Raw genomic sequence first — 24,323 nt, 5'->3', positions numbered from 1 at the left:
GCAAGATATAAATTTTTAACTAATTTTAACTTTTATTTTTAGAATCCACTATTATCGTAACCGGGCCGTCGTTAATTAACTCTACCTTCATATCGGCACCAAACTCTCCACTCCCAACCGGTTTCCCTAAACTTTCTTCCAGTTTTTTAATGAATTTCTCATATAGCGGTACAGCAATATCTGGTTTTGCAGCTTTAATAAAACTGGGCCTATTACCCTTTTTAGTAGAAGCGTGCAGGGTAAACTGGCTTACCACAATAGCATCACCACCTACATCTAATAAAGACAGGTTCATAGCTTCATTTTCGTCATTAAAAATGCGCATTTTTACTATTTTATTACAAAGCCAATCTATATCTTCCTGAGTGTCTTCAGCCTCAATTCCCAGTAAAATTAGAAGTCCCTTCTGCATTACTGCATTAATCTCATGGTTAATTTGCACCGAAGCTTTTGAAACTCTTTGTAATACTACTCTCATTTTTTTGGATAAATATCTGTTCTATAATTGTCTTCCTCGTCTTCCATAATCTGCAAATAACTTTTATAGCGGCTCCAGGCAATCTCTCCATCTTCAAGAGCATCCTTTACCGCACATTTTGGCTCTTCCAGATGTAGACAATTATGAAATTTACAATCTTGTTTAAGTTTAAAAAATTCAGGGAAATAATCTCCCAGTTCTTCTCGTTCAATTTCCACCACTCCAAAGCCTTTAATTCCCGGTGTATCAATAATTCTGGCATCAAAACCAAGATCAAACATTTCAGCAAAAGTAGTGGTATGCTGTCCTTGTTTATGTTGTTCTGAAATCTCTGAGGTTTTTAAATTTAAACCGGGCTCTATAGCATTCACCAAAGTAGATTTACCAGTACCACTGTGGCCTGCAAACATACTGGTCTTACCGGTCATCATCTCTTTTACCTTGTCTACATTTTTACCTGTTTTAGCTGAAACACCTATACAATCGTAACCGGCACTTCTGTAAATTGCCGCAAGATATTTCACTTCTACAAGTTCATCTTCATTGTAAGTATCTACCTTATTAAAAAGCAATACGGCTTTTACCTGATAGGCTTCGGCAGTCACCAAAAACCGATCTATAAAAGTGGTAAGGGTAGGCGGGTTATTTAAGGTAATTAATAAAAAAACCTGATCTATATTGGCTGCAATTATATGAGTTTGCTTAGAAAGGTTAACAGATTTTCGAATAATATAATTTTGCCGTTCCTCAATCTCTTTAATCACGCCCTGTGCCTTGCTTTCTTTATCTTCAACATCAAACTGCACACGGTCTCCCACAGCAACCGGGTTGGTACTTTTAATACCTTTAATTCTAAATTTTCCTTTAATACGGCAATCGTAAAACTTTCCAGCTTCACTTTTCACCTGGTACCAGCTTCCGGTAGATTTATAAACGGTTCCTATCATTCACATTATGGTTTTTTAAGTGGCTGTTTGAAAATTCTAATTTTCGTCAAACTGAACTTGCTTCAGCTTCTAATATCTTAACAATTTAGATCCTGAAACAACTTCAGGATGACGTCCATAAGTCAACCTTCAAACAGCCACTTTGCTAAAATAGCAAAAGCAGTTTTTACTATTTGCTTTTAAACCAAAAATCATGGAAAACAAGATTCTAAGATTTCATGATTTTCTCCTGGTGATTAATAGATTCCTGGTGAACAGCTTTAAATAACCTTAAGATAAATTCTTCGCTCAAACCGTGTTGCTCTCCTTCAAGCACCATTTTTCCAAGAATTTCATTCCATCTTTTGGTTTGTAATACAGAAACGTTTTGGGCTTTTTTAACCTGGCCAATTTCATCAGAAATCTTCATTCTTTTTGAAAGTAGTTCAATTAACTGGTTATCGGCCACATCAATTTTAGCTCTTAAAGTGCCTAGTTTATTTTGAAACTCTTCACTTTCAGAAATTTCTTTTCTAATCTGCAAGTCTTTCATAATTTGAATAAGTGTTGCAGGGGTAATTTGTTGTGCAGCATCACTCCAGGCATCGTCTGGCGTATGGTGGGTTTCAACCATAATTCCGTCGTAATTAAGATCAAGTGCCGTTTGGCAAAGATCAAAAATAATATCTCTACGTCCTGCAATATGCGAAGGATCTAAAATTAACGGTAGATCTGGAAATTTATTCTGAAGTTCAATTGCTATTTGCCATTCCGGGTTATTTCTATATTTGGTTTTTTCGTAAGCAGAAAATCCACGGTGAATAACTCCTAAATTCTTAATGTCCTGGGTATACAATCTTTCAACTGCTCCCAACCAAAGAGAAAGGTCTGGGTTTACAGGGTTTTTCACCAATACGGTTTTATCGGTGCCTTTTAGCGCTTCAGCAATTTCCTGTACAATAAAAGGAGAAACCGTTGTTCTTGCGCCTATCCAAAGAATATCTACATCATTTTCTAAAGCAAGATCTACATGATGTGGGTTTGCTACCTCAGTTGAAGTTAACATGCCGGTTTCTTCCTTTGCTTTTTTCAACCATTTTAAGCCTAAAGCTCCCACACCTTCAAAGTTTCCCGGTCTGGTTCTGGGCTTCCATATTCCGGCACGTAATACGGTAGCATCAGTATCTTTTAATTGGTGTGCGATGTTTAAAACCTGCTCTTCGGTCTCTGCACTACAGGGTCCTGCAATTACTAACGGATGTTCTAATCCGAAAGCGTCTAGCCAGCCTCTTAATTCTTTCTTGTTTTCCATAATTTAAAATTTAGTTATGATTTATTAGTTTATTCCGTTTAAAATTGATTTAATATGATTGGTGCGTTGCATCTCGTTATACACCTCCTGAAAATCATCATTTTCAAGCAAATCCCTAAAATGTGTAAGATTATTGATATACTCGGTTAAAGTCTCCAGAACATTGCTTTTATTTTCCCTGAATATGGGCGACCACATTGCGGGGGAACTTTTTGCCAGTCTTACCGTAGAGGCAAATCCGCTACCCGCCAAATCAAATATATCCCGCTCATTACGTTCTTTTTCCAATACTGTTTTACCCAACATAAATGAACTTATGTGCGATAAATGTGAAACATAAGCTATATGCCTATCGTGAGACACAGGATCCATGTACCTAATGCGCATTCCCAATTTCTGAAAAATATCGAGTGCCCGTTCCTGAAGCTTAAAAGCTGTTTTCTCTACCTCGCATATAATATTGGTCTTTTTTCTGTAAAGATTAGCAATTGCTGCCTCCGGGCCAGAAAATTCTGTACCCGCAATAGGGTGAGCTGCCAAAAAATTCCTCCTATTCTTATGATTGGCAATTTCCTTACAAAGCCCTGCTTTAGTAGAACCTGCATCAAAAACCAGGGTATTATCACCCACTAAATCCAAAACCCGGCTTACTACATTAGTAGCAGCATCTACCGGCACTGCTACCAAAACTACATCGGCTTGCGGCGTATCTTCTATTTTTGCAATATGATCTATAATCCCAAGGGTTTTCGCCTTTTTAAGGTTTTTGGCATCGGCGTCACTACCATAAATTTCGGCTTCTGGAAAAGCCGATTTAATATCTATGGCAAACGAACCGCCTATAAGGCCTATTCCTATAATTTGAACCTTCATTGTTTTATCCTTTTTATAGCGCGTTCTATATTTTCTTCGGAAGCACAAAGGGAAAACCTAATATAGGCTTCGCCATTACTACCAAAAATAAAACCCGGTGCAGTAAAAATGTGGTATTTATTTAGCAGAAAATCTACAAAAGATTCGGCGTTTGTTCCCTTCGGAACCTTTGCCCAAACAAACATTCCTGTTTGATCTTTTTCGGGTTCACACTCTAAAGCTTCCGCCAGCTCCAAAACTTTTTCTTTCCGACTTTGATAAATTTTATTCTGTTCAGAAAACCAATCTTTATTTAAACGTAAAGCTGCTGCTGCACCGGCCTGAAGCGGATAAAACATACCGCTATCCATATTGGTTTTAACTTTTAAAACTGTATTCAAATTTCTTTCGCTGCCACAAAGCATTCCTATTCGCCAGCCGGCCATATTAAAAGTCTTGCTCAACGAATTAAGCTCTAAAACCACTTCCCTGGCCCCTTCAGCTTCTAAAATACTTTTTGGGTGCTCGTTTAAGATAAAACTATAAGGATTGTCGTTTACAATTAAAATATTATGGGTTTTAGCAAAAGTTACAAGTTCTTCAAATAAACTTTCGCTTGCAGAAGCACCGGTAGGCATATGCGGATAGTTAACCCACATTAATTTTACTTTGCTTAAATCTTTTTTGGCCAGTTCTTCCAAATTTGGCAACCAGTTTCCTTCAGCATTCAAATTGTAGTAAACAGCCTTGGCACCTACCAGTTCGGTAACCGAGGAATAGGTTGGATACCCAGGGTTTGGAATAAGTACTTCATCGCCCTCGTTTAAAAAGGCCAGGGAAATATGGGTAATTCCCTCTTTACTTCCCATAAGCGGAAGGATCTCAGTTTCGGCATCAAGTGAAACCTGATAATAATTTTGATAAAATTCAGCTATGGCATTTCTAAAATCGGCGGTACCTTTATAAGGCTGATATTGATGTGCACCGGTATTTACCAGTGCCTCATTTAAAGCCGAAATCACCTGTTGGGGTGGTGCCAAATCTGGACTACCAATACCCAGGTTAATAATATCTTTCCCGGCAGCCGCCATAGCACGCACCTCTCTTAACTTTGAAGAAAAGTAGTACTCCTTTACACTATCTAATCTCTTGGCCTGCTCTATCATTACAAACTATTTTTGTAGGTTCCTAAAATTGTTAATCGCTCGGTCATCACTTCCAAAATATCCATAGCCTTTTTAAATTCTATATAATCTTCAAAGATTACATCTATAAAAAATGAATATTTCCAGGGAAATTCTATAATAGGCATACTCTGGATCTTGGTCATATCCAGATTAAAATCCCTTAAAATATTTAGTACCGAAACCAGGCTGCCTCGTTTACTTTCCAATTCAAATTTTAAAGATGCTTTATCTATTTTATCGCCATTAGGCTCTTTCTTTTTTGTGCTTAAAATCAAAAAACGCGTTGCATTGCTTTTTTTGGTATGAATACTTTCAGCCAAAATATCCAACCCAAACAACCGGGCTGCTGCCTTACTGGCTACCGCAGCGACTTTTGTGCTTCCCTTTTCTGAGATTCTTCGTGCCACTTCAGCAGTATCTGCATCTTCAATAAGTTTAATATGCGGATACTTTTTAAAAAATTCCTTACACTGTAAAAGTGCCATGGGATGTGAATAGACTTTTTTAATATTCTCTATTTTTTGTCCCGGCATTGCCATAAAATTCATGTCTATGGGAATATAATGCTCGCCAACCACTTTTAAGTTATTCTCATCTATAAGTGCATAATTTGGTAAAATTGAACCCGCAATAGAATTTTCTATGGCCATTACTCCCTCTTTAGCTACACCGGTCACCAGGCTTTTAGTAAGTTCTGCAAAAGACATACATTCTAAAACCTCAACCTCTTTATGGTAATATTCCTGGGCTACCAAATGGTGGAATGAGCCCTGCACTCCCTGTATTGCGATAATTTTATCCATTAATCTTTAATTAAATCTCAAAATTGTGTAAAAAAAAAGCCCCGATATTTATCGGGACTTTTTTATATAATTTCTTACTTAACTACATAGCATTCCCGTTCCTATCTCTGAAATAGAAATAAAAAAAATAAAATGCGTTCCAGTTAAATGCGTGATTCATTGTTTCTTTGTTATGCGGCTAAAGTAGAATATAATTCTTTAACGAAAAATCTTTTCTCAAGTTTTTTTTAAGTTTACAAAGCTTTTTATAGACTTAATTTTTTTTCCACAAATAAATCGAAAGATTTGCAATAAGACTTTGATAAGATTACCTGCAATTCCGAAATCTACAAAGCCCTTTATAGGTTACCACAAGCGGCAGACTAATTTTGACTGTTTTAGGTGATTTAAAAATCCTTACTTTTGAAAAAAAGCTTGTTATGTCTATTCATGTTCAGGAAATCTCAAAGTTTTATAACGAACAAAAAGCGCTGGATGCTGTTTCTTTTAAGCTGAATAAAGGAGAAATTGTTGGTTTTTTGGGACCCAACGGCGCCGGAAAATCTACTTTAATGAAAATCTTAACCGGTTATTTAAGCCCATCGGCAGGCACGGCTAAAATAAATGGAATTTCCCTTGAAGACGATTTACATAAAATTCAGCAGCAAATAGGCTACCTCCCCGAACATAATCCTTTATATACAGAAATGTATGTGCGGGAATACTTAGAATTTAATGCCAGAATCTACAAGATAAATAAATCCCGAGTTGAAGAAGTGATTGAACTTACCGGGCTAAAACCGGAAGCCAACAAAAAGATAGCACAGCTCTCTAAAGGATACAGGCAACGGGTTGGCCTGGCAACAGCTTTGCTACACGATCCCCAGGTTTTAATCCTGGACGAACCAACTACAGGTCTAGACCCTAACCAATTAGTAGAAATTAGAACACTTATTAAACAAATTGGAAAAGAAAAAACAGGCAAAACCATATTTCTATCTACTCACATTATGCAGGAAGTAGAAGCTGTTTGCGACCGTGTAATTATTATTAACAAAGGTGAAGTGGTAGCCGACAAAAACTTAAAAGACTTACGGGAAGAAAATGAACAGGTTATTTTCGTAGAGTTTGATTACCGGATAGAAAACATTGCATTACAAAGACTACCCCATCTAAAGTCTGCAAAAAACGTAGGCGGATTTGCCCACGAACTTACATTTGATACTAAAAAAGACATGCGCCCGGCTGTATTTGATTTTGCACACAATAATGGGTTAAAAGCATTGCAGTTAAATCAAAAGACAAAAAACTTAGAAAGCTTATTTGCTGAACTTACTCAAAAATAAGTCTTCCGGTATAGTGCTGTTCAACATCTACTATGGGCGGAAGATTTTTTGATATAATATCACCAAATCCAAAAATAACTCCCTTTAAAGATTGCTGCGGATTCACAATTAACTTGTTGGTACCGCGGTGCAACACATCATAATGCTGTACAGTTAAATCACCGGCTTCCAACCTACCGTCCCCATTGGCAAAAAACAGGTTAACATTGGTAGCTTTTCCGCTAAGGAAATAATTAGAAATATTATCGTTGGTAATTCTTAGGTTCTCAACCTCCAAATCTAAAATAAAATCGCCATTTGTATGAATATTGGGATCTTCCTCCTGGTTAAAAGAACGCAACCAAAGTTCAGGGAATTTTAAAGTTCCCATGCTTTCTATACTGCTTCCACTACTATTCTGTAACCAATTTAAAGTAGGTGTAGTTACATAAATTTTAGTGATTTCATAATCCCGAAAAAGATTACAGGAGTTTTCGTTTCTAAGCTGAAGCCTATTGTTTTCTACTTCAGCATATACTTTTTCCTTTAAATTTTCACCGGTTTCAATCTTCACTTTATATTCATCACCTTGTTCAAGGAAGAGCTTTACCCGTTCATAAACTATAATTTCCTCGAAAGCATCTACAACAAACTCTTCAGCAATAATCTTACCTGAAGTTTTTATACAGGTAGGCGCATCTTCAGCATTACATCCTAAAAAGATAAAAAGTAAGATCGATATTCCTAAAACCTGTTTTTTCATAAGCGATATCCTATAGAAAGTTCTACAGCTTCTGCGTTGGCATAATGCGATCTAACTGTTAGTGAAGCCCATAAATCTTCGGTAAGTTTTCTTTGTAAACCAATGCGGTTATATAACTGATCTACAAAATGCTCGTAGGGGTAATAGGCATAATAGCCCAAATGCGTAATTACCGATAGTTTATCAAAATTTAACTGGTGACCTACAAAAACACCCACCCGTTTAGAATCTTCATCTCCAGTGGTATCGCCTAAAGGAAAAGCTATCGACTGGTATTTTATACGCTCTGCCATTGCTTTTGAGAAGAAAACTTCGGTTCCGGCCTGAAGGGTACTTTTATGGTTAAGTACCTTATCTACATAGGCCGAAAAGGTTAAAAACGGATACTGTTTAGAACCTATAATTCCCATAGTATTTACACCGCTTCGCAAAGCAAAATTAAAATGAATGGGTTCTGTATATTTTTCTTTTGCCCCCCTGGGAATATAATCGGGTAAATTCTGGTGATTTAGTACATAGTTTATCCCCAGGTTAAATGTAATAGTGTTTGTACTGGCATTAGGCGATTTAAAATCGGCATTGGAATAATGAATTAAAGAAAGCCCGCCTTGAAAACCCAGGCCTTCAAATATATTCTCCTTTCTATAGTTTACCATAAGATAGGTAGAACTTAGCAAACGTGAACCATAGGCATTATTCCTGTAATTTTTATCGGGATGGTATGGGTTAGAGGCATAGGCAAGGCCCTGGCCTATTCTAAACATCAAGTTTCTTTTGAAGAGGTAAAAATTCATATGGGCATACAAGCCATAATTTTCACCCAAATTAGGATTTTTCATATCCTGATAGGTAAGGGAAACCCCAACATCGGGATAATTATAACGTTTTTCCCAATCTTTAAAACCGAAACTTTTTTTATTAAAACCAAGAATAAGCCCGGTAGGATGCCCGGTGATTAAATGGGAGATATCAGGATTATGTTCAGCTATAGTTCCGTAAAAATAGCTGGCATCAAAAGAATAATGTTTCTGCCCGAATTCCTGGGCAGAAGCATTATATAAATTTATAAGAAAAAATAGGGCTGTAATTTTCTTCATGCCCCACAAATGTAGCCTAATATTTTAAAAAACAGCTTCTGCTATTTTTTGAATATTACTGCTTTTTCCCATAGAGTAATAATGTAAAACCGGCACTCCCGCCGCTTTTAGTTCGCGAGATTGCGCTATGGCCCATTCAATACCAACTTCTCTCACCTCTTTATTATCCTTACAAGCTTCAACAGCCGCTATCAACTCCTCGGGTAAATCTATGCTAAAAACCTGCGGTAATAATTGTAAATGTTTTTTAACGGCGATAGGCTTTATCCCAGGAATTATTGGCACATTTATCCCGGCTTCCCTGGCTTTCTCTACAAAATCGAAATAGGCCTGATTATTAAAAAACATTTGGGTAACCACATAATCGGCACCGGCGTCTACTTTTGCTTTCAGCCACTTTAAATCGGTAGTTAATGAAGGCGACTCCAAATGTTTTTCCGGATAGCCGGCCACACCTACACAAAAATCGGCATTGTTATCTGATTCTATTACTTCGTTAAGATACTTCCCCACGCCCAGGTTTTTAATTTGGGTAACCAGATCGCTGGCATAACAGTTTCCACCATTGGTTGGCTCAAAATAACGTTGGTGTTTCATAGCATCACCACGTAAGGCCATTACGTTATCTATCCCCAAATAATGGCAATCTACCAACAAATACTCGGTCTCCTCTCGTGTAAAACCACCGCAAAGAACATGCGGAATGGTATCTACCTGATATCTTTGCTTTAATGCGGCACATATACCTACCGTACCGGGACGCATACGCGTTATTTTTCGCTCCAATAAACCATTCTTTTTCTTAATATACAGGTATTCTTCCCTGGAGGTAGTGACATCTATAAACGGAGGATTAAACTCCATTAACGGATCTATATTATCGTATAAATCCTGAATATTTTTTCCTTTTTGTGGAGGAACAATTTCAAAAGAAAACAAAGTTTCCCCTTTGGCATTTTCTATATGTTCGGTAATCTTCATGGTATCGCTATTATTTTTAATCTGCAATATTTGGGTTTAGCCACTTCTCGGCTTGTTTCAATGGGATTCCTTTTCTTTCGGCAAAGTCTTTCACCTGGTCGTCCTTAATTTTTCCCAGGCCAAAATATCGAGCTTCCGGATTGGCAAAATAATAACCGCTTACGCTCGCGGCCGGCCACATGGCCAAACTTTCGGTTAGTTTAACCCCAATTCGCTCTTTAACCTTCAAAATTTCCCAAATACTCAATTTTTCTAAATGATCTGGACAGGCAGGATAACCTGGCGCAGGCCGAATCCCCTTATAAGTTTCTTTTATTAATTCTTCGTTGCTTAAATTCTCTTCGGGCGCATAGCCCCAGTCTTCACGCCTTATTTTTTTATGTAAATATTCTGCAAAAGCTTCAGCCAGCCTATCGGCCAGGGCTTTGATCATAATAGAATTATAATCGTCAAGATCTTCCTCAAATTTTTTAGCTAGCTCTGCCGTTCCAAAACCGGTAGTCACACAAAAACAGCCTATATAATCCTGGATTCCTGTTTCTTTTGGTGCTATAAAATCTGCCAGGGCAAAATTTGGCTTCCCCCCGTGCTTTTTTAACTGTTGTCGTAGGCTTCTAAAAAGAATCGTTTTTTCTTCGGAATTTTCCTCATAACGAACTTCAATATCATCGCTATTTATGGTATTTGCCGGAAAAAGCCCATACACAGCTTTCGCTTTCAGCAATTTTTCATCCAGAATTCTTTTTAGCAATACCTGAGCATCTTTAAACAAAGAAGTAGCTTGCTCACCTACTACTTTATCCTCTAAAATATCTGGATAGCGACCGTGTAAATCCCAGCTTCTAAAAAATGGGCTCCAATCTATAAAAGCTTCAAGTTCTTTTAAGTCGAAATGATCTATTTGGTGAATTCCAGGGTTATTGGGTTTGGTAATTTGCGTATTCTCCCAATCTATACTGTACCTGTTTTCCCTGGCTTCCTCTATAGATAAAAAAGATTTCACTTTACTTCGTTTCTTAAAGCTCTGCCTGAATTTATCATATTCAGCCTTAAGATCGCTCATATATTTTATTCGTGTTTCCTCTTTTAAAAGATCTCCCACCACTGTTACTGCCCGCGATGCATCGTTTACGTGGGCAACGGCATTTTTATACTGCGGATCTATCTTTACTGCGGTATGAGCTTTAGAGGTAGTAGCACCCCCAATAAGCAAGGGCACATCAAAATTTTGCCGCTGCATTTCTTTAGCTAAAAAAACCATCTCATCTAAGGAAGGCGTAATTAATCCACTTAAACCAATGGCATCTACATTTTCTGCTTTTGCAGTATCTATAATCTTCTCGGGAGGTACCATCACCCCCAGGTCTATAATTTCGTAATTGTTACAGCCCAATACTACGCTAACAATATTTTTTCCAATATCGTGTACATCTCCTTTAACCGTAGCCATAAGGACTTTCCCGGCCGAAGAGCGCTTATTAGACTTATCGGCTTCAATATATGGAAGAAGGTAGGCTACTGCTTTTTTCATCACCCTGGCAGATTTCACTACCTGTGGCAGAAACATTTTTCCACTTCCAAAGAGATCACCTACCACATTCATTCCAATCATTAAATGGCCTTCTATCACCTCAATTGGTTTGCTTGCTTCCTGGCGGGCTTGCTCTATATCTTCCAGGATATAGGTATCTATACCTTTTACCAAAGCATGGGTAATTCTATCCTGAAGCGGATTTTCCCTCCAGGAGAGATCTACTTTACTCTCTTTTTTTGAACCCACTACAGTTTCGGCAAACTCCAGCAAACGTTCGGTGGCATCTTCCCTTCTATCTAAAATTACATCTTCTACATGTTCCAGAAGGTCTTTGGGAATATTATCGTAAACTTCCAGAAGGGCCGGGTTTACAATCCCAATATTCATTCCGGCCTTAATGGCATAATACAAAAACACTGAGTGCATGGCTTCCCGCACCGGATTATTTCCGCGAAAAGAAAACGAGACATTACTTACTCCTCCGCTAACACTGCAATGCGGAAGGTTTTCTTTTACCCACCGGGTTCCCTCAATAAAATCTATCGCATTTTTTTTATGCTCGTCCATCCCCGTTCCCACGGGAAATATATTCAGGTCAAAAATGATATCCTCCGGAGGAAATTTCACCTGATTCACCAAAATATCATAAGAACGTTGGGCAATTTCAATTCTACGCTCATAATTATCGGCCTGTCCAACTTCATCAAATGCCATAACAATTACCGCCGCCCCGTAACGTTTAATCTTTTTGGCGTGCTCAATAAATTCTGCTTCTCCTTCTTTAAGGCTAATAGAGTTTACCACACATTTTCCCTGTACTACCTGTAAACCGGCTTCTATAATGTCCCACTTAGAACTATCTATCATAATAGGTACGCGGGCAATATCGGGCTCGGCTACAATTAGGTTTAGGAATTTCACCATAGCTTCTTTTCCATCAATAAGACCATCATCCATATTGATATCTATAATCTGCGCACCACCGTCTACCTGATCCCTGGCAACTTCCAGGGCTTCCTCAAACTTCTCTTCTTTTATTAATCGTAGAAATCTTTTAGAACCCGCAACGTTGGTACGCTCCCCCACGTTTACAAAATTACTGTCGGGCGTTATTACCAAAGGTTCCAGCCCAGATAGTTTTAAGGGCCTAATCTCCATATCCTTTTCTTTATTCTCAGTTGCTATCATAATACAGTAGAAAACTTAGGGGTCACTATTTTACGTGGCTTATAATCTTTGGTGATATCGGCAATAGCTTTTATATGTTTTGGTGTGGTACCGCAGCAGCCACCTAAAATATTCACCAATCCTTTTTCCAGATATTCTTTGATCTCAGCCGCCATTTCTTCGGCGTCCTGGTCATATTCTCCAAAAGCATTTGGTAAACCGGCATTTGGATAGGCTGAAACCCCTGAACTCGCAAAACGATTTAAAACTTCCAGGTGTGGCGTTAATTGTTTAGCACCTAATGCACAGTTAAAACCAATACTTACCAATGGAATATGGGAAACCGAAATAAGAAAAGCTTCAGCGGTTTGCCCAGATAAGGTACGGCCCGAAGCATCGGTAATTGTGCCACTTACCATTACAGGAATATCTAAAGCCAACTCTTCTTTAAGTTCATCTATGGCAAAAAGGGCAGCTTTAGCGTTTAAAGTATCAAAAACGGTTTCTAACAAAAGAATATCTACGCCTCCTTTTATTAAAGCTTTGGCTTGTTGCCTATAGGCCAGTCGTAATTCCTCAAAAGAAATTGCCCTAAACCCGGGATCGTTTACATCGGGGCTCATACTGGCTGTTTTATTGGTAGGGCCCATAGCTCCCGCTACAAAACGAGGCTTTTCGGGGTTTTTCTTTGTTAATTCTACCGCCACCTCTTTGGCAAGTCTAGCCGACTCATAATTGAGTTCATCTACCAGTTCTTCCATCTCATAGTCGGCCATTGCTATGGTAGTAGCAGAAAACGTATTTGTTTCTACTATATCTGCACCGGCCTCAAAATATTTGCGATGAATGGTAGCAATTGCCTTTGGCTGCGTAATAGATAACAAGTCGTTATTACCCTGTAAAGGCGCAGGCCAATCTTTAAAACGTTCTCCACGAAAGTCTTCTTCAGAAAATTTATATTCCTGAAGCATAGTCCCCATGGCACCGTCTAAAACAAGTATTTTTTTTTGAAGTTGTTCTTCTAATCCTGACATATAATTTTATCTAAAATCACTATCAAAAAAAGAAGCGGGAAAGAATTCTTTTCTGTTATCTATCTGCGCAATAAGCGAAGTAGAATTTAGCACCTTCTCCCATTACAGGAGGGTTGCCAAGGTGTCGCAGGGTCTAATCCCTCAACCTTTCTTGATAACGATATTTCAAACAATGAACTTGAACCCACAAATATACGATACAAGCCATTAAACACAAGCCTTCAAAGCTATTTTTATTAAAAAGAAACTTAAATTAACATTTCAAAAGAATTATCTAAATACTGAAATTAAAAAAACTCAAAAGCTTTTAAATAGCAAAATTATAATGCTTCTTTAAAAACCTTTGAATTTGTATTTAAGAGAGGGGCTATTAATTAATCAACTCCCCGTTTAAGATAATAGCGTATTTAATTTCCGCTGCTTTCTCCAACATTTTAGAGACCGAACAATATTTATCTATAGAAAGGTCTACTGCACGTTTGGCCTTAGCCGCAGGTACATCTCCTTTTAATAAAAAGTTAACCTGAATCTTCTTAAAAACATTGGGGATAGCTCCATCTTCCCTAAAGCCCTCTACCTCCACCTGAAGGTCGTCTAACTCTATTTGTTGTTTTTTTAAGATCATTACAATATCGATACTGCTACATCCGGCAATGGCACGAAGCAGCAAATCCATAGGGCTGGCACCCTTTGGCTCGGCATTGGTTTTATTATCTAAATGAACAATATCCCCGCGTTCGTTTACGGTTTCAAAATGGTAATCTTTATTAAGTCTTTTAAGGCTGATTTTCATAATATTTTATTTTAAACAAATTTAATCAAAGCATACTAAAAAACCTCATAGTTATAAAGCCTATCCCAGATTAGGGTTTTCCGTAAATGCCAGTAACAAATTTTTAATAGATTTACTGGGAAGTTATACCTAAAATGGACTTTATTCCGGTTATCTATGATGATATAATTGGGAATAGTAGGGTATAAAGGGTTCGCAACAAGCTAGAAATTTTGTTAATATGTTCTAATCAATAATTCCGTTATCAAGTATTCACTTTTGTAATTTTGAGATTCCATTTAAAGTTAAATAATACAAAAAAGTAAACCCACAGGTTGATTTAATGCAAATAATCAATACATTTGTACCATATTTGTATTCATTCAAATACAAAGAAGACTTTCCTGATGAATTGGAAAGAGTATTTGACGAATGGGCTAACCCATTATTTTTGAATGAATTTTTTGAAGAAAATGAAACTGATATAAAGATTAGTATTGAGGATGCGATTGAAAAAGTAAAAAAAGAAGCAGATTTTTTAAGGAATAAACTTTTAGAGTTTGCTGAGTCTGAACCAAACAGACTAAATGAACTTTTTAAGAACCTGAATAACAATGTATATACATCAGAAGATCTTACTCACCAGAAAGCCAGAAATAGATGGCTAAGATTATACGCCATTAAAATAGATAACGAACACTATGTAATAACTGGAGGAGCCATCAAATTGGATAATCAACATTTAATGCAAGATAGACCCCACACCAACGACGAACTTATTAAGATAAACAAAGCAAGAGATTATTTGAAAGATCAAGGGGTTTACGACGCTGATAGTTTTCAAGAAATATTTTTTTAAAATATGACAAATCAAACAGAGAAGTTTAAAGCACTTATTTCAGATAAAAAATCTGGCTGGCTAGATAAAGCAAAATATCGTCAAGAAAACCAGGATTGGCTAGATATTTCATTTGCTATAGCAGTTAAGATTCTTTCTTCTTTAAGAGAAAACAAAAAGAAAGATATTGCTCCAAAAAATCAAAAAGAATTATCTGAAGTTCTAGATTGCAGTCCTCAGTATGTAAGTAAATTATTAAAGGGAACTGAAAAGCTGAATATTGAAACTATATCAAAAATTCAAAAAGCTTTAGATATTAAAATTATTGATAATAGTATAATCAAAGGTCAAGAAGAAGTTGTTGTTAAAAATGAGGCAAAGTATAAGAAGCAAAAAGTAACTCAAAACAATTACACAAAATCTGATAATGTAATTACATTTAATTTTGCTTCAAAAGAGTTTTATTCAAATTCAACTGATTATAGAGAGGTAATTAATGAATAAAATAGGATTTCAATTAAAAAAAATAAATACGCATCAATTTGCATTTATTGATGATGCATATGATGATGAAAATGAGGAATTCAACCTAGAAACCAATATTAGTTTTGGAATAGATCCGTCAAATTCAGCAATAAAGTCATCTGTGAAAATTCAATTTGAGCAAAATGACAAAGCCTTTTTAATTATTGAGGTTTCCTGTGAATTTAATATTGATCCAAAAATCTGGAAAGACTTTACTAATGAAAAAACAGTAAAAATCCCCAAAAGATTTATGGCTCACTTAGCAGTTATAACTGTGGGAACTACTAGAGGGGTTTTACATTCAAAAACTGAAAATACTCGTTATAACGAATTCATACTACCTACATTAAATGTAGCAGATATGGTACAAGAAGATGTAGAATTTAAAAAATAAAGAATTATAACATTTATAGATTTAAGGCAAATTGATTTTTAGATTAATTTGCTTTTTTATTGGAGCCAAGCCAGTTGCCAAAAAAGACGGTTCCTATGAAAAGCAATAATCTTGTCTCTCAAAAATAATATTTTAAACTCTATTATCTCATAATCATTTAATTTTTAAGGCGTTGAATTTTTAATAAAGCTTTGCTTCAGTAAGAATTCAATGCAAAAATAACCTGCTCAGCATCCTATTTGTGGTCACTTCCAGAGTGCCACCAGCATCACTATGATTGGTTAAATAAATCTGTCCACTTGCTAAAAAATGTGATCCTAATTGGCCACCTACGTTGTTTTGTGGTACAGACTTGTACTATTTTGAGCTTATCTATTGAATAATACTATGATATAAGCCCAATTTCATAAGAAGTTTCTGTTTTAATTACCGCCAAAGTGCGACTCCCTAATTTATGCCCTACTTTGAGTGCAATTATTAACATGTAATAACATAAAATTAGAACTATCACCACATTCAGGGAAAATTGACTTTTCACCGAATTGTGCAACATGACCATAGGTGGGCCAAACAAAGATTTAGACCGCTTAAAGTACCATACAAAAAAGGGGCTGTCAATTACTTTTTTTTCAAAACCTATTATATTATTACAATCCCCTTAATTACCATATTAAATTTTTAATTTAATAAACAAAATAAAATCTTTGACCTATCAAATTATATGCATACATTTGCACATATAAGTGAAAAATGGCAAATCCGGAGCATAACATAGAAGAATCTATCAATTTGAAATTTTTTCTCACCATGTTTGAGCCTGTTCGCTTTGAACTTGTAAAGCACCTGGCTGATGGAAAGGAACGTAGCATCAAAGAAATTGCAGAAAATTTCACGCAGGATAGATCAGTAATTTCAAGACATTTAGAACAACTGCAAACACAAGGTATCGTTATAAAAGAGAAACGCTCAAGACATACTTTCTACACACTTGATTGTGAATTAATTACTCAACATATTGAAAAAACCGCTAAATCATTGAGAGATTTAATGAATGTACATACTAAGAACTAAAAAAATTTAATTCAAAATATGCATATGTGTGCATACAACCAAATAAAAAATGAAAGAACATAAAAAAAGACATTTTCTTGTTGTAGCGGCAGCATCTCGTGGTGCACGCTTCTTTGTAAAAAAGGCATTAAGACAAGGTCACGATGTCACAGCACTTTGCCGTGCAGTAGATGATAAAGCGGCACTAAGACGAATGAATGATGTATTGGAAAATACAAATCTAACCCCTGACGGAATAGCGACTAATAATAAAACAGGTAAATTAAAAGCAAAGAATAGCAACATTTTAAAGCCGGAAACTTATGCTCAACTTCTCAAAGAAGACAAGTCTATAGATGCAATTTGTTGTTTTGTTGGGGTGACAAAGACCAAAGACATGATAAATTCTAAAAACACACTTTACACCGATACGATTCAAGCAATAGTTGATGGCCAGCGAAATAGCCGTTGGGTAGAAACATTATATCATGGTTCGGTAGGCACCGAGGGCGTTCCGGGGAAAAGCCTAACCGCATGGCCTGCGAATTACAATATGTTATCTAATCTTGTTCAAGTGATTTTTCCAATTTTTAAAAATGTAACCAAGAGCGAGGCAATTCTTGCTAAGGCTCAACCGGAAGGTTTAGATTTTATCATATTCAGACCTGCTGCATTAAAAGATACACCTGCCAAAAGACGGTACGCATATGTTTTTAACACGACCGGATTACATAGTGAAGAGCTCCCATTAAAATATGCCAAAAGAACAATTGGTAGAGAAGATACTGCCGAAGAGATATTAAGAGTTGCCACATTATCCAATGATGAAAAAAAACAATGGTATGGTCAAGGTGTATATCTAGTAGATATGAAAGATAATTATTTCAAAAAAATCAAGAAATAATATAAAAACAACATTCTATAAAGCGAGTTAGATGATTGATTCGTACCCTTGTGATATCAAGTAAGCGACCAAAAAAAGGCTTCAACCACCAGGCCTATTAGCCACCCCTCCTTTAAAAGGAGGGGAACTAATAACCATAAAAGGCATTTCTTTTACTCCCCTTAAGTAACCTGTTTCAAATTTACTTCGAGAGCTAAAAAGCCTACACGCCAATACTCTGTACCACTTCTTTTTTGGCTTCTTTTTTACTACCGTCAAATCCGGTTACGCCACCAACGGTGGTATATTTAAGTACATATTTTTTATCGGGAAAAATACGGTTGTAAGCACTTTGACACATAATAGCCGCCTCGTGAAACCCGGAAAGAATTAATTTCAATTTTCCTTTATAAGTGTTTACATCACCAATAGCATACACCCCTGGGATATTGGTTTGATAATCATAGGAATTATCAACTTTTATAGCGTTTTTTTCAATTTCGAGTCCCCAATTTCCAATGGGCCCCAATTTTGGCGACAAGCCAAATAATGGGATAAAATCGTCTACCTCTTTAAATTCTTCTCCGCGGGCTTCATCTTTATGCCTAATTACCACTTGCTCAAGCCTGTCTTCTCCTCTTAGGCCAACTACCTCAGCATTGGTAATCATTTCTATCTTACCTAGTTTTGCCAATTCTGAAACTCTTTCTACAGAATCCAGGGCACCACGAAATTCTGCCCTTCTATGTACCAGCGCAACTTCAGCAGCAACTTCAGCCAGGTAAATAGCCCAATCTAAAGCCGAATCTCCTCCCCCGGCAATCACTACTTTTTTATCGCGGTAAACTTCAGGATCTTTAATAAAATAAGAAACACCTTTATCTTCAAAATCGGCAATATTTGAAATTGGAGGTTTTCTGGGTTCAAAAGAACCTAAGCCGCCGGCAATAGCTACTACCGGAGCGTGGTGTTTTGTTCCCTTATTGGTAGTTACTATAAAGGTACCATCATCCAGCTTTTCTAAAGTTTCGGCGCGTTCTCCTAAAGTGAATCCCGGCTGAAAAGGTTTAATTTGCTCCATTAAATTATTTACCAGATCTCCAGCTAAAATTTCGGGAAATGCCGGAATATCGTAAATGGGTTTTTTAGGGTATATCTCAGAACACTGCCCGCCGGGTTGCGGTAGGGCATCTATTAAATGGGTTTTTAGCTTTAACAATCCCGCTTCAAAAACGGTAAATAAACCGGTTGGCCCGGCTCCTATAATGAGGATATCTGTTTTAATCATCACTCTTATTTTTAACTTTTAAAGATTCGGTTATAGTATTCATTTGTTCCACTTTGGCTTCAAAGTCGCCTTTAATAGTGCTACGGTATTCATTAAGGTTTTCTACCATTTGGTTTATATTTTCGGGAATCACTTCCTCGAAAAACTGGCGCAAACGCTTGGCAGCGGTGGGTGATTTTCCATTGGTAGAAATCGCAATTTTTACGTGCCCCTTATTTACAATTCCACCCATATAAAAATCACAGAGTTCAGGCGTATCAGCAATATTCGCTAGCAAATAGCGTTTTTTTGCATGGCGGTGAACACGTTTGTTGAGTTTCGCATCGTTAGTAGCTGCAATTACAAAGTGCCGGTTTTTCAAGTATTTTTTCTTATACCGACCTTTGGTTAATTTGGCGCCATGTTTCTTTGCAAGCTCTTCTGTTTCCGGCAAAAACCATGTTGCAACCACTTCTACATTGGCCCTGGGACTGGACTTAAATAAAAAGTGAAGTTTCTCATGCCCCACACTTCCACCACCAACCACTAAAATATTTAGCTTATTGACTTTTAAGAATACCGGGTATAATTCGTTTCTCTCTTCCATAAGCCCTTAGGCCCCAAACGGGGAATTTATAATTACTGGTTCCTGAATTGCGTTTTTCATTACCGACTCTAATTTCCCGCTTTCTTTAACAACTTCGCCAATAACGATAATGGCAGGTGCGGTTAATCGCTTTTCTGCAACTACTTTTTCTATACTTTTTATAGTTCCAAAACCCGACTTTTCATTGGCTGTGGTTCCATTCTGAATAATCCCTACCGGAATATTCTCTTTTCCGTAATAACTAAAAATCTCAACAATTTCCCGGAGTTTTGCCATTCCCATCAAAATCACCACCGTTGCGGTAGATTGCGCTGCCAAACGAACATCTTCTGAAATTCTCTTTTGGGTTGTGGTTCCTGTTATTACCCAAAAACTCTCGGAGGTGCCACGTTGGGTAAGTGGAATCCCCACATTGGCCGGAACGGCAATAGAGGAAGTAATCCCCGAAACTACCGTGGTTTCCAGGCCATATTGTTTTGCATAGTTAATCTCTTCTGAGCCTCTTCCAAAAATAAATGGATCGCCTCCTTTTAGCCTAACTACGTGACCTCTCTCCAGCGCATACTTTACAATAAGTTCGTTAATCTCATCTTGAGAATAGCGATGTTTATCCTTTCTTTTTCCTACAAAAATATGTTCGGCTTGTGGGGCGTATTCCAATAAATCGCGATTAATAAGCGCATCAAAAAGCACCACTTTGGCATCTTTTAAAGTGTTTAAAGCCTTAAGTGTAATCAATTCAGGATCTCCCGGCCCGGCGCCAACCACGCTTAATTTTGGTGAATTATACATTTTGTACCTCCTTTGTTCTAAATGCATCTACTCTTTTTAAGAACAAATGCGCATCTTCTAAATATTTATTGGCAAAAGCTTCAGTGGGCTCGTGCTCATTCATTTGGTAGGCAAACTCTTTAAAAGAAGTTGCCAACTCAATTTTGCCGGTGTCTATAAATAACTCATCAAACTGAGAGATAATCCCGGCCTGGGTATTGGTTTTCACGTCTTCTGCAAGCAATAATGCTTTAGCTGAATTTACAATAGACGTATAGGAATGATAAATACTATCGGCCCAGGCTTTTCGCTCCAATGCACTTTTAGCATTATCTATCTTTTCTTCACTTTCAAATAACAAAGTTGCGATAAGATCTATAACCACGCCGGCACACTCGCCTACTCCAACCGCTTTTATATAAGGCTTTTCGTGCCCCCAATCCACATATTCATTTTCGGTAATAGTTGAAGTATCGGCAAGTTCTTTTAGTAAATCATAGAAATAGGTTTTCCCCTGTCTATCATAGTATTCTGCAAATTTTTCTTCAGAATTGGCATTCGCCTCGAAATCGTTAAGTAGCAATCGCAATGCTTGTGGCCCTCGCTTACTGGGCACTTTTACAACTTTATCGGCAAAACGACCTTTTCCGTTTCCAAGTGTTCCACCACCCAGTAAAACCTGAAGTGCTGGTGCCACGGTTTTTCCAACTTTTACAGACATTCCCTGAAAACCTATCTCGGCCATATTATGCTGGCCACAGGCATTCATACATCCACTAATTTTTATGGTGATGTCTTTTCCGTTTATAAACTGCGGATATTCCTCTTTTAAAACATCTTCCAAAACATCTGTAATTCCCGTACTGCTGGCAATACCAAGGTTACAGGTATCGGTACCCGGGCAGGCGGTAATATCTACGGTTTTGTCGTAACCGGTTTCAGCGTAACCAAGTTTTTTTAATTCTGAATAGAAAAAAGGCAGAAACGCTTCTCTAACATGACGAATTAGGATATCCTGTCTTAAACTAAGTCTTATTTCATTTCCCGCATATTTTTTAACCAAATCGGCAAGTTTCCTGGCACCCCGGGTATAAAAATCACCTAGCGGCACACGAATTCCCACAGCAAATAAACCTTCCTGTTTCTGCGGAATTACGTTGGTGTTTCTCCAGGTTTCAAAGTGCTTTTCATCTTCAATTTCAACCTGAGGAACCTCAACTTTCTGAAGTAGTGGTTCTACCTCAAATTTTTCAATTTCAAAATCTGGATGATTTTTAGAAAGTGCCGTATTTTGCTCAGACACCAATTTCATAAAAGCTTCTTTACCTATATCTTTTATAAGAAACTTCATTCTGGCTTTCAGCCTCTTTTTGCGTTCACCATATCTATCAAAAACCCGTAAGACCCCTTCAATTAAAGGAAGAAGTTCTTCGGCCGGTAAAAATTCATAAAGTTCATCGGCGTGTCTTGGCTGAGAACCGAGTCCGCCGCCCAACATTACTTTAAATCCGCGTTTCCCGTCTTTCAACTTTGCAATAAAGCCCAGATCATGAATATAGCTAAGTGCCGTATCTTCTTCTGAAGAAGAAAAAGACATCTTAAATTTCCTCCCCATTTCCTGGCAAATAGGATTCCGCAGGAAAAACTGGAAAGTTCCATGGGCGTAAGGAGAGACATCAAAAGGCTCATTTTTATCTATCCCTGCAGTTGGGGAGGCCGTTACGTTTCTCACCGTATTTCCACAAGCTTCCCGTAAGGTAATGTCATCTTTTTCAAGTTGCGCCCAAAGTTCTGGCGTTCTATCCAGACTAACATGATGAATTTGAATATCCTGGCGCGTGGTAATATGCAATCGGCCTTTGGAATATTCATCAGAAACATCGGCTATTCTATGTAATTGTTCTGAAGTGACTCTTCCAAATGGCAGTTTTATACGAACCATTTGCACCCCAGCCTGCCTTTGTCCATATACACCACGCGCCAAACGCAGGCTTCGGAATTTTTCTTCATCGGCTTTTCCTTCACGAAACAGCCTGATTTTTTTCTCTAAATCAAGGATATCTTGCTCAACTACCGGGTTTTCTATTTCGGTTCTAAAACTTTGCATTACTAATAATTTTTAAAATGATGCCTAAAACAGGCGTTTAACAAAAAAGGTTCTTTTGTGTTTTCACCTAAAAGAACCTTTTATAAATTTTACAAAAAGATACCTTTAAGTGCTGGGAATACACATAAAGCGGCACATGATAATCTGTGATTTTTCTTTATTCATTTTTTTATATTAAGCATGAAGCCCACACTCCCTATTTTCCAGAACTTTAGTGGGATCAAAATACTTGAACTCATTTGGCAGGTTATTTTCCTCTAAATAAGCATCTAGTTTTTCGTCACTCCAGTGATAAAAAGGGCTCACTTTTAACAATCCGTCTTTACTGTAACTCAAAATATCTATGCTATTCCTAAAATTGGTTTGACCCTTTCTAAGATTTGTAAACCAAACATCAGGATTTTGCTGATTCATGGCACGTGCAAAAGGCTCCAGTTTCACCTGCCTGGTAAACTCTTCGTGTTGAGGATTATTAATATCGGGAATTCCTCCAAAAAGTGCATCCCTATATGCTGCGGTTTGTTTTGGTATATAGAGCTTTACATTTAACTGTAATTGATCTATCACCTGTTTTGCGTGCTTGTAAGTTTGAGGGGTATTATAACCGGTATCGCACCATATGACCTTTATCACAGGATCTATTTCTGAAACTGCATGTAAAATTGCAGCTTCATAAGGCCTAAAGTTGGTAGTAACTACAGGTCTTTCTGCATTAGAAGTCACCCATTGTACAATCTCGGCCGGGGTTATTCCCTTGAATTGTTGGTTGAGAATTTTTAATTCTTTTTCACTGTACCGTTTCATCTTTCAAAATTTTCTGGTTCTTCTAGAACCTAACTTAACTTTATATATTTTTCTAAAATTCAATTTCAATCTTTCCCAAAACTAATCATGTTCCAAAGTCGCTCGTGGCCAAAATACAAAACCATTTTAGTGACCAATTCTACCGATCCTATGGCGAGTGCAGTGTCAATTTCCCCTGTAAGAACCCAGGAAATAGCTATGGTATCTAAGGTTCCTACAATCCTCCAACTCACCGTTTTTAGAATACTTCGTAGAGGCTTCTCTGAAGTCCTGTCTTTTTTATATGTGGTTTTAGTTTTTGCCTGATCCAATATCATACTCCTCAAAATTTTTAATTCTATTAACCTATAGAATTAGTAGGTTATAGAGCAAAAGTAATTTTATTTTTTTTTAGACCAATAAATAATGGCCTAATTTTCAGTTTTTAACATTAAAAAAATTATTTCCTTGCTGAAATATCGGCTAAAGTATTATCGCCTAAAACCTTAAGTGTACTATCCCTAACCTGTATCATTAGGCTATGCACCGAACAGGTTTCTTCACTAGGGCAATCGTCACACTTTTCGTAATAATTAAGGCTCACACAGGGAACCATGGCAATAGGACCTTCCAAAACGCGTATAACCGCTGTCATTTGAATATCTCTAGGCTCTTTTATTAAATAATAGCCCCCACCCTTGCCTTTTTTGGATCCTAAAAATCCCGATTTTCGTAATTCCAACAGAATGCTTTCGAGGAATTTTTGGGAAATATTTTCGCTTTTGGAGATTTCTGAAGTTTGCACTGGTTTCTTATCGGCTTTTTTCGCGATAAACGCCAGGGCTTTAATACCGTATTTAGTCTTTTTTGAAAGCATACTGCGAATAT

The 24,323-nt window shown here is 37.2% G+C and carries 25 protein-coding genes and 1 riboswitch; of the genes, 6 read left to right on the top strand and 19 right to left on the bottom strand.

Annotated elements, in window-relative coordinates; translation table 11 throughout:
* Positions 1-25: 25 nt before the first annotated feature.
* From dtd to I6U50_RS05655, 6 genes are all read right to left on the bottom strand, one after another.
* Positions 26-478: a D-aminoacyl-tRNA deacylase gene (gene dtd, locus I6U50_RS05680; RefSeq protein WP_193711609.1), complete on the bottom strand. Its 453-nt coding sequence runs from the start codon at positions 476-478 to the stop codon at positions 26-28.
* Complete coding sequence (gene rsgA, locus I6U50_RS05675) at positions 475-1,425, bottom strand: ribosome small subunit-dependent GTPase A (protein WP_198627797.1); 951 nt, start codon at positions 1,423-1,425, stop codon at positions 475-477. Before rsgA ends, dtd begins: the two co-directional genes overlap by 4 nt.
* Positions 1,426-1,633: 208 nt before the next feature.
* Positions 1,634-2,716 carry a bifunctional 3-deoxy-7-phosphoheptulonate synthase/chorismate mutase type II gene (locus I6U50_RS05670; protein ID WP_193711611.1) on the bottom strand — a complete coding sequence of 361 codons (1,083 nt, stop codon included), beginning with the start codon at positions 2,714-2,716 and terminating at the stop codon, positions 1,634-1,636.
* A 24-nt stretch (positions 2,717-2,740) separates the two neighbouring features.
* Positions 2,741-3,589, bottom strand: a complete 849-nt coding sequence (locus I6U50_RS05665) for a prephenate dehydrogenase (RefSeq protein WP_198638143.1) — start codon at positions 3,587-3,589, stop codon at positions 2,741-2,743.
* A complete protein-coding gene (locus tag I6U50_RS05660) occupies positions 3,586-4,734 on the bottom strand; it encodes a pyridoxal phosphate-dependent aminotransferase (protein ID WP_198638142.1) in 1,149 nt (382 codons plus the stop codon). Before I6U50_RS05660 ends, I6U50_RS05665 begins: the two co-directional genes overlap by 4 nt.
* Positions 4,734-5,558: a prephenate dehydratase gene (locus I6U50_RS05655; RefSeq protein ID WP_198638141.1), complete on the bottom strand. Its 825-nt coding sequence runs from the start codon at positions 5,556-5,558 to the stop codon at positions 4,734-4,736. The genes I6U50_RS05660 and I6U50_RS05655 overlap by 1 nt, the downstream gene beginning before the upstream one ends.
* Positions 5,559-5,977: 419 nt before the next feature.
* On the opposite strand from I6U50_RS05655, the gene gldA reads away from it, so the two are divergent.
* Positions 5,978-6,883 (top strand): gliding motility-associated ABC transporter ATP-binding subunit GldA, encoded by a 906-nt coding sequence (gldA, locus tag I6U50_RS05650; protein ID WP_198638140.1) that lies wholly within the window; start codon positions 5,978-5,980, stop codon positions 6,881-6,883.
* Here gldA and I6U50_RS05645 read toward each other — a convergent pair.
* The 6 genes from I6U50_RS05645 to I6U50_RS05620 form a co-directional block, all read right to left on the bottom strand.
* On the bottom strand, positions 6,870-7,625 hold the full coding sequence (locus I6U50_RS05645) for a head GIN domain-containing protein (protein WP_198638139.1): 756 nt from the start codon (positions 7,623-7,625) through the stop codon (positions 6,870-6,872). The genes gldA and I6U50_RS05645 overlap by 14 nt on opposite strands.
* Positions 7,622-8,722: an acyloxyacyl hydrolase gene (locus I6U50_RS05640; RefSeq protein WP_198638138.1), complete on the bottom strand. Its 1,101-nt coding sequence runs from the start codon at positions 8,720-8,722 to the stop codon at positions 7,622-7,624. The genes I6U50_RS05645 and I6U50_RS05640 overlap by 4 nt, the downstream gene beginning before the upstream one ends.
* A 24-nt stretch (positions 8,723-8,746) precedes the next feature.
* Positions 8,747-9,703: a methylenetetrahydrofolate reductase [NAD(P)H] gene (metF, locus tag I6U50_RS05635; protein ID WP_198638245.1), complete on the bottom strand. Its 957-nt coding sequence runs from the start codon at positions 9,701-9,703 to the stop codon at positions 8,747-8,749.
* Positions 9,704-9,719: 16 nt separating this feature from the next.
* Complete coding sequence (gene metH / locus I6U50_RS05630) at positions 9,720-12,425, bottom strand: methionine synthase (protein ID WP_198638137.1); 2,706 nt, start codon at positions 12,423-12,425, stop codon at positions 9,720-9,722.
* Positions 12,422-13,438, bottom strand: a complete 1,017-nt coding sequence (locus I6U50_RS05625; protein ID WP_193711619.1) for a homocysteine S-methyltransferase family protein — start codon at positions 13,436-13,438, stop codon at positions 12,422-12,424. The genes metH and I6U50_RS05625 overlap by 4 nt, the downstream gene beginning before the upstream one ends.
* 52 nt (positions 13,439-13,490) lie before the next feature.
* Positions 13,491-13,599: riboswitch (SAM riboswitch) on the bottom strand.
* Between the two features lie 209 nt (positions 13,600-13,808).
* Positions 13,809-14,231, bottom strand: coding sequence for an OsmC family protein (locus I6U50_RS05620; RefSeq protein ID WP_198638136.1), 423 nt, complete (start codon positions 14,229-14,231; stop codon positions 13,809-13,811).
* A gap of 352 nt (positions 14,232-14,583) precedes the next feature.
* Here I6U50_RS05620 and I6U50_RS05615 point away from each other — a divergent pair, with 352 nt between their 5' ends.
* The 5 genes from I6U50_RS05615 (at position 14,584) to I6U50_RS05595 (ending at position 17,921) form a co-directional block, all read left to right on the top strand.
* Positions 14,584-15,069 (top strand): hypothetical protein, encoded by a 486-nt coding sequence (locus I6U50_RS05615; protein ID WP_198638135.1) that lies wholly within the window; start codon positions 14,584-14,586, stop codon positions 15,067-15,069.
* A 3-nt stretch (positions 15,070-15,072) separates the two neighbouring features.
* Positions 15,073-15,552, top strand: a complete 480-nt coding sequence (locus I6U50_RS05610) for a helix-turn-helix domain-containing protein (RefSeq protein ID WP_198627805.1) — start codon at positions 15,073-15,075, stop codon at positions 15,550-15,552.
* Positions 15,545-15,967: a hypothetical protein gene (locus I6U50_RS05605; protein WP_198638134.1), complete on the top strand. Its 423-nt coding sequence runs from the start codon at positions 15,545-15,547 to the stop codon at positions 15,965-15,967. The genes I6U50_RS05610 and I6U50_RS05605 overlap by 8 nt, the downstream gene beginning before the upstream one ends.
* A gap of 750 nt (positions 15,968-16,717) precedes the next feature.
* On the top strand, positions 16,718-17,038 hold the full coding sequence (locus I6U50_RS05600) for an ArsR/SmtB family transcription factor (RefSeq protein WP_193711626.1): 321 nt from the start codon (positions 16,718-16,720) through the stop codon (positions 17,036-17,038).
* 49 nt (positions 17,039-17,087) lie between these two features.
* Entirely contained in the window at positions 17,088-17,921 is an 834-nt protein-coding gene (locus I6U50_RS05595; protein WP_198638133.1) for an NAD(P)-dependent oxidoreductase, read from the top strand.
* A gap of 202 nt (positions 17,922-18,123) precedes the next feature.
* On the opposite strand, the gene I6U50_RS05590 is transcribed toward I6U50_RS05595, so the two are convergent.
* The 7 genes from I6U50_RS05590 to I6U50_RS05560 form a co-directional block, all read right to left on the bottom strand.
* Positions 18,124-19,188 carry an NAD(P)/FAD-dependent oxidoreductase gene (locus I6U50_RS05590; protein ID WP_198638132.1) on the bottom strand — a complete coding sequence of 355 codons (1,065 nt, stop codon included), beginning with the start codon at positions 19,186-19,188 and terminating at the stop codon, positions 18,124-18,126.
* Positions 19,181-19,774, bottom strand: a complete 594-nt coding sequence (locus I6U50_RS05585; RefSeq protein ID WP_198627809.1) for a precorrin-2 dehydrogenase/sirohydrochlorin ferrochelatase family protein — start codon at positions 19,772-19,774, stop codon at positions 19,181-19,183. Before I6U50_RS05585 ends, I6U50_RS05590 begins: the two co-directional genes overlap by 8 nt.
* Positions 19,775-19,780: 6 nt before the next feature.
* Positions 19,781-20,593 carry a uroporphyrinogen-III C-methyltransferase gene (cobA, locus tag I6U50_RS05580; RefSeq protein WP_394370610.1) on the bottom strand — a complete coding sequence of 271 codons (813 nt, stop codon included), beginning with the start codon at positions 20,591-20,593 and terminating at the stop codon, positions 19,781-19,783.
* Positions 20,559-22,652 carry a HEPN domain-containing protein gene (locus I6U50_RS05575; RefSeq protein ID WP_198638131.1) on the bottom strand — a complete coding sequence of 698 codons (2,094 nt, stop codon included), beginning with the start codon at positions 22,650-22,652 and terminating at the stop codon, positions 20,559-20,561. Before I6U50_RS05575 ends, cobA begins: the two co-directional genes overlap by 35 nt.
* Positions 22,653-22,826: 174 nt before the next feature.
* Positions 22,827-23,456 carry a phosphoadenosine phosphosulfate reductase domain-containing protein gene (locus tag I6U50_RS05570; protein ID WP_193711631.1) on the bottom strand — a complete coding sequence of 210 codons (630 nt, stop codon included), beginning with the start codon at positions 23,454-23,456 and terminating at the stop codon, positions 22,827-22,829.
* 65 nt (positions 23,457-23,521) lie between these two features.
* A complete protein-coding gene (locus tag I6U50_RS05565) occupies positions 23,522-23,773 on the bottom strand; it encodes a DUF2061 domain-containing protein (protein ID WP_193711632.1) in 252 nt (83 codons plus the stop codon).
* Positions 23,774-23,895: 122 nt separating this feature from the next.
* Positions 23,896-24,312 (bottom strand): RrF2 family transcriptional regulator, encoded by a 417-nt coding sequence (locus I6U50_RS05560; protein ID WP_198638243.1) that lies wholly within the window; start codon positions 24,310-24,312, stop codon positions 23,896-23,898.
* Positions 24,313-24,323 lie beyond the last annotated feature (11 nt).

This window comes from Salegentibacter maritimus (assembly GCF_016236975.1).
In the GTDB taxonomy this organism is placed as follows: Bacteria; Bacteroidota; Bacteroidia; order Flavobacteriales; family Flavobacteriaceae; genus Salegentibacter; species Salegentibacter maritimus.
The sequence above is the reverse complement of the archived record's forward strand: the minus strand, read 5'-3'. Positions and strand labels throughout refer to the sequence as shown.